Origin of the sequence: Archangium sp., from assembly GCF_036389735.1 — a bacterium.
In the GTDB taxonomy this organism is placed as follows: Bacteria; Myxococcota; Myxococcia; order Myxococcales; family Myxococcaceae; genus Archangium.
Genome location: NZ_DASVWK010000781.1, coordinates 1 through 5,271, shown reverse-complemented (window position 1 = coordinate 5,271; position 5,271 = coordinate 1). Strand labels below are relative to the sequence as shown.

Annotated in this window: 3 protein-coding genes; all 3 read left to right on the top strand. The window is 66.9% G+C overall.

The window, feature by feature from the left end; translation table 11 throughout:
- Window positions 1-1,540 (top strand): hypothetical protein (locus VF794_RS27685; protein ID WP_331115503.1); only part of this gene is annotated, 1,540 nt, incomplete at its 5' end.
- A gap of 383 nt (window positions 1,541-1,923) precedes the next feature.
- Entirely contained in the window at window positions 1,924-3,771 is a 1,848-nt protein-coding gene (locus VF794_RS27680) for a thiol-activated cytolysin family protein (RefSeq protein ID WP_331115501.1), read from the top strand.
- Between the two features lie 155 nt (window positions 3,772-3,926).
- On the top strand, window positions 3,927-4,409 hold the full coding sequence (locus tag VF794_RS27675) for a hypothetical protein (protein ID WP_331115499.1): 483 nt from the start codon (window positions 3,927-3,929) through the stop codon (window positions 4,407-4,409).
- Window positions 4,410-5,271 lie beyond the last annotated feature (862 nt).

Sequence of the window (5,271 nt, the reverse complement as noted above, 5' to 3'; positions counted from 1 at the left end):
GGTGACGGACCTCTCGGCTCCGGCTTCTGGCCCGGCGTCTCTGCTGCCGACGAGCGACTTCATCACCGCGCTGGCCGTGGCCAACACGCTCCTGCGGTGGAAGACCGGAGAGGAGCTGATTGCCCGGGCGCTGTCGCGGGTGTTCGCGGCCGTTGCCCGGATGGGGACGCCGGCGCGGCTCGAGCCGGAGAATCCCTACGGGCGGCATTTCCACTACGATGGCCTGTTCGGGTACTGGATCCCCGCGCTGTTCGAGACCGAGACGCTGCTGGTTCAGGCCGCGAGCCGGCTCGAGCCCGCCGAGGTCGCCGCGCTCGAGGCGCTGATCGCACCTCACCGCGCCAGCGCCGCGAGGAAGAACTTCGAAGAGCTGGAACACGGAACCTGCTTCGCCAGCAACGCGATGGCGCTCCAGTTCGCGGAGTACTTCCCGTTGTCGGCGTTCCAGACGCCGGAGGCCCGCGCGCACGCCCGGCAGGTCGAGGATCTGCCCGGCCTGGTGGCGCCGGTCGCCGCGCGCTACGCGGAAGCCACGGGTGACTCCGCGGTGATCGCCCGTCTACGCGAGTTGCTGGCGCGTCCGCTCGGAGGACTCTGGCCGACGGGCCGGATCCCGGAGCTGGTCTACGCGTTGTATTACCTCTCGCGCGCGGGCGTCGATCCGCGGCGCCACTTCCCGGAGGAGCTCGCGTTGCTCGGCCGCTTCCTCACGCCGGAGGGCATCCCGGTCTGGGAAGGCGCCGTCAGGATGGACTGCGACATGACCGCGGCGGCTGTCTGCGCGGCCTTTACCAGCGGGCTGCCGGTGTCGTTCGCCGTGGAGCGGCTCGAGCGCTACTGGGTCGAATCCCGGCAGTGCTACATGGGCTTCGACGGGCAACCCATCCCCAGCGTCAGCACCGAGGTTCACGTGCTGGAGGCCACGATGGCGGCCCCCCATGCCTCACGGAACCAACGGTTGGCGGTCTGGCAGCGCACGCTCCGTCTCCTGGAAGAGCGTCCCTGGCACGAGCAGGCCCACGCGTCGCCGTTCTTCGTCTGGGAACTCGTCGCCAGCATGGGCTTCCGCCACGTCCACCACTTTCCGGAGGCGCCGACGAACGTCCATCTCGATGCGCTCGAGCGCATCCTGGAGAACCAGGCGCCCAATGGAGGCTTCCAGAGCGCCTACACCGACGCTCCGAACCCGGAGGAGACAGCGCTGGCGCTGACCGCCCTGCGCTCGGCGCTCGGCACGCTCGCTCCCGGGTCCCTGCGCCAGCGCGCGCAGGCCGCGGCCGATGCCGGATGTGCTTATCTGCGCGGGGCCATCGCCGAGGAACACGCGCCTCATCCCGCGCTCTGGACGACCAAGGTTCTCATGGCACCGCCCCACATCATCCAGGCGCTGGTGCTCTCGAGCCTGATCGGACTGGAGCGCGGCGAGACCGCAACGGTTCCGCGGGAACCCCAGTCAGAGCCCCGCGAGCGGTTGGATCAGGAGGCAGCGGAGCTGCGCCGGAGGCTGGAGGAGTTGGAGCGTCGGCGGGTGCGGGTGTAGCCGGCCTACTGGGACAAGGGCGCAGGGAAGGTGTCAAAGAACTCGTTCCGACACCTTCTGCTGACCTTCTGCCCCTGCCGTACCCCACCTGAACCAAACGAGCGACCCCGGCGGGTGAAGCTGACCGAGTCAACTGAGCTCCTCCCATCGCTGCAATTGTTTGCATTCAATCGCTCTCCTGCCTGGCTGCTGCCATGGGCAGCGAGATGTGTGTCTTGTGTTTCCCAGGAATAACTGACACAAGCATCAATACCGGTTTTCGCCGGTTTCTTTCCCCCAGCCCGTAGTTCCACCCTGGAACGGAGCGCATGCAACGGCGTTGCCGAGAGGCCGCGTTGCGTCCACAAACCATGCATCAGAGCGGACCGCTGAAACGAATCGCGTTGCTTCTCACCACCCTGCTGGGAAGCACCCTCATGGCCTGTGGTGGGGTCGAGCTGGAGGACCCCGCGCAGCGGAAGCTGGAGCAGTCCGCTCGCGAGTTCATGGCCCGTCAGCGCGGTGAGGAGGCCACGAGCCAGCTCTACGAAGAGCCCATGGGCTACTGCGGCGACTACATGTGCTCGATTGACGAGCAGGGTTGGTGCCCCGAGGACTGTGGCTACTCCTCCTACTGCGGTGACGGGTACTGCGACGGGTACTACGGCGAGGACTGCTCGTCCTGCGAGTACGACTGCGGCCCCTGCTACAACCCGGACGTCCTGAACGTGCCGGGCACGCCGCAGAAGGCCTCCATCAGCGACCTGTATGCGAAGTCCCAGAGCCTGGGCGTCTCGCCGATGGTGGCCGGTGTCCCGAACATCGACACGTACCTGCAGAGCCAGTACACGTTCCACTCGTTCGGCTACCCCACGGGCACCTCGGGCGTGCAGGACTTCGTCAACAAGCTGTTCCAGAGCGGCATCTGGGCCAACAGCGGCCCCACCCAGACCGTCACGCCGCTGGCTCCTGACGCCAACGGCTGCCAGCTGCGCCAGGTGGACGCGCGCTACAACCCCGAGGAGCTGGTGAACTTCGACGCCGGCGCGGGTCTGCTCTTCCCGTCCTCGCTCAACCAGGGCCAGTACGTCAACCTGGGCGTGGGCTCGCTGACGCCCATCCACGTGCCGTACCCCCAGCGCAAGCCGGTCAACCTGGTGGCCACCTTCTTCCAGTCGTCCACGGCCCCCACGGCCACCTCGACGGACGTGTACGGCTCCATCGGTCAGATGATCCAAGCGGCCCAGGCGCAGGGCGGTATCACCCAGTCAACGGTGTACTTCGACATGCAGAGCGCCTCCACGCTGGAGGAGGCCGCGGTGAAGTTCAAGCTGGACGCCAAGGTGCTGGGCGGCAACATCAACGCCACCTTCAGCTCGCTCACCAACACCCAGAGCAACACCGTCTTCGTCCGCTTCACGCAGAGTCTCTTCACCGTCTTCCAGGACCTGGGCGGCTACACGCCCGCCATGGGCCAGTTCAACAGCGGCTTCGGCGTCTCGGACCTGGAGAACCTGGGGAACATGGGGGAGCTGGGTTACGACAACCTGCCCACCTACGTCCGCGCGGTGACCTACGGCCGCATGCTCATCTTCTCCGTGACGTCCACCTCCTCGAAGGAGGAGCTGCAGGCCGCCATCAACGCGGTGTACGGCAGCACCAGCGCCTCCGCGAGCGCCGAGCAGAAGAAGGTCATCAACGAGAGCACGCTGCGCGTCTTCGGGTACGGTGGCCCGGCCGAGCCCCAGGTGGCCACCATCAAGTCCGGCAACTGGCAGGACTACTTCACCCTGGTGAACGTGCCGCTCGTCACCCTCAAGCCCGTCGGCTACGAGGTGCGGCGCTGGGATGACCAGTTCGCCACCATGTCGCGCACCACCAGCTACACGGAGCGCACCTGCCCCGGCGTGAAGAAGATCCGTGTGGAGCTGTCCGACGCGTACAAGGAGACCCGCGCCTACGTCCGCAAGACCGGCAGTTCCGTCTTCAACGAGGTCCTCTACTCCAACGGCTACGGGGCCACGGAGATCAACCAGCACCTGCTCGGCTCCGATGACGAACTCAAGGTGACGATGACGGTCGGCCAGCCCGGCTTCCTCAAGTCCTACCAGGGCCGGGTTCGCCTGAAGGTCTTCGTGGACAACGTGCTGAAGTTCGAGGACTACTACTCCTGCACGTACTGCCACTCGAAGGATCCGGTGTGGGTGCTCAACGTGAACCAGTTCACGGGTGCTGTCGTCCGCCGGTATTAGATGACCCCGGTCGTTGACCGGGTCGATGCAGGACGGAGCGGGCCCGCACGGAGGAATCGCGCGGGCCCGTCGCATTTCAGCGGAGTGGACTTCTGTAGCGCAGGGGGGCAGATACTTCTCTGGCAAATGGCAATTGGAGGGTATGAGGAACGCCCATGAGCGACGAGCGCACGCCTGCCGAGCCCGAAGTCATGGAGCCCACGTTCTGGCGGAAGAACGGCTGGACGGCCAGGGTCATCAAGAACGAGGAGGACGACGGCTGGGCCGTGGAAATCCGCAAGCAGGGGCTCGCCGAGCCCGTCCTCATCAGTCCGTGGGTGATGGGCCGCGACAAGAAGAACCCCAAGCCCTTCGATGCGACGGCGTTCGCGACCTTCGTGAAAACGGCCTCGGAGGTCCTGGACCGCTCCGCGCGACAGCGCGACCAGGCCATGACCAAGAAGCTCTCCATCGCCTGGGAGGGCCGCTGGTACGAGGTTCGGCTCGAGCTCGTGGCCGATGAGTATGAGCCCCACGCGCTGCTCTCAGCCGTCGACGACGCTGGCGCGACCGTCGCGAAGCATCGCGTGCCCGTGAACTTCAAGTTCAACAGAGACGTCGCCAATGAGTGGGTGCGCGGCGGCTTCTACGAGCCCTGAACTGCGCTCAGAAGCATCCCGCGCTCGCTGTCCACACAAAGTGCGGGAGAGCCACAAAACCGGGGCAGGCTCACAGAGCGGCGGGTTGTTCTGCATGGAAGCGGCGGGAATCGAAGCCGCGAAGGGCGGATCCGCGTTCCCTCGGGACCAGAGGTCCACCCCTGTTTTCCCTCTGGAAACGGAGCACCTATCTGTCCGGGCGAGTCCAGGCGCGTCCATTCGATTTGGTCCTTTTTTGGTCCCCTTGGACCTCGCCTGCCAGGCCCGGGTGGCCTCCCCACCGCCCCAAAGGTGCCCGCCCTGGCTGCTGCCCGCACTGGTGGCCTCCACCGCCCCGAGCGCCGACTGCCAGTGCGCTGGCTCCGCAGCCGTGCCCGGGTGGCCACCATCGCACCCGAGGTTCACGGGTGGTGGCGCTTGGGTCGGGGCGAGGGCTGACGTGTCCCCAAAGGAGCTGCGCGGCCTCTCCACCGGCCGGGCGCATACCTCGGACGGCTCCCGTCAGCGGCCTTCCCGCCCCAAGCAGCGGCCAGCAAGGAGCTGCTGAAGGAGAGGACGCCGCGAGTCAATTGGGCCGAGCTGCTCAGAAGGACGTTCGACTTGGACGTGTTCGCCTGCGTGAGCTGTGGAGGCAGGCGACGGGTTTTGGCGGACGTGACTGCACCCGGTGGGGTACGCGCCATTCTGGAGCACCTGGGGCTGCCGACGTCGAGGGCAAGCCTGGCTAAAGCCCAGGGGCCCGCCCAGCGCGCGTGGTGTTGAGCCCCAAGCCCTCACGCTGCCCCACGAGCCCACGCCCCTTGCCGCCGCCCCCCGCGGGGTGGGCCGCTTGGGCCGACGTGTGCCTGAAGAGGGCTGCACC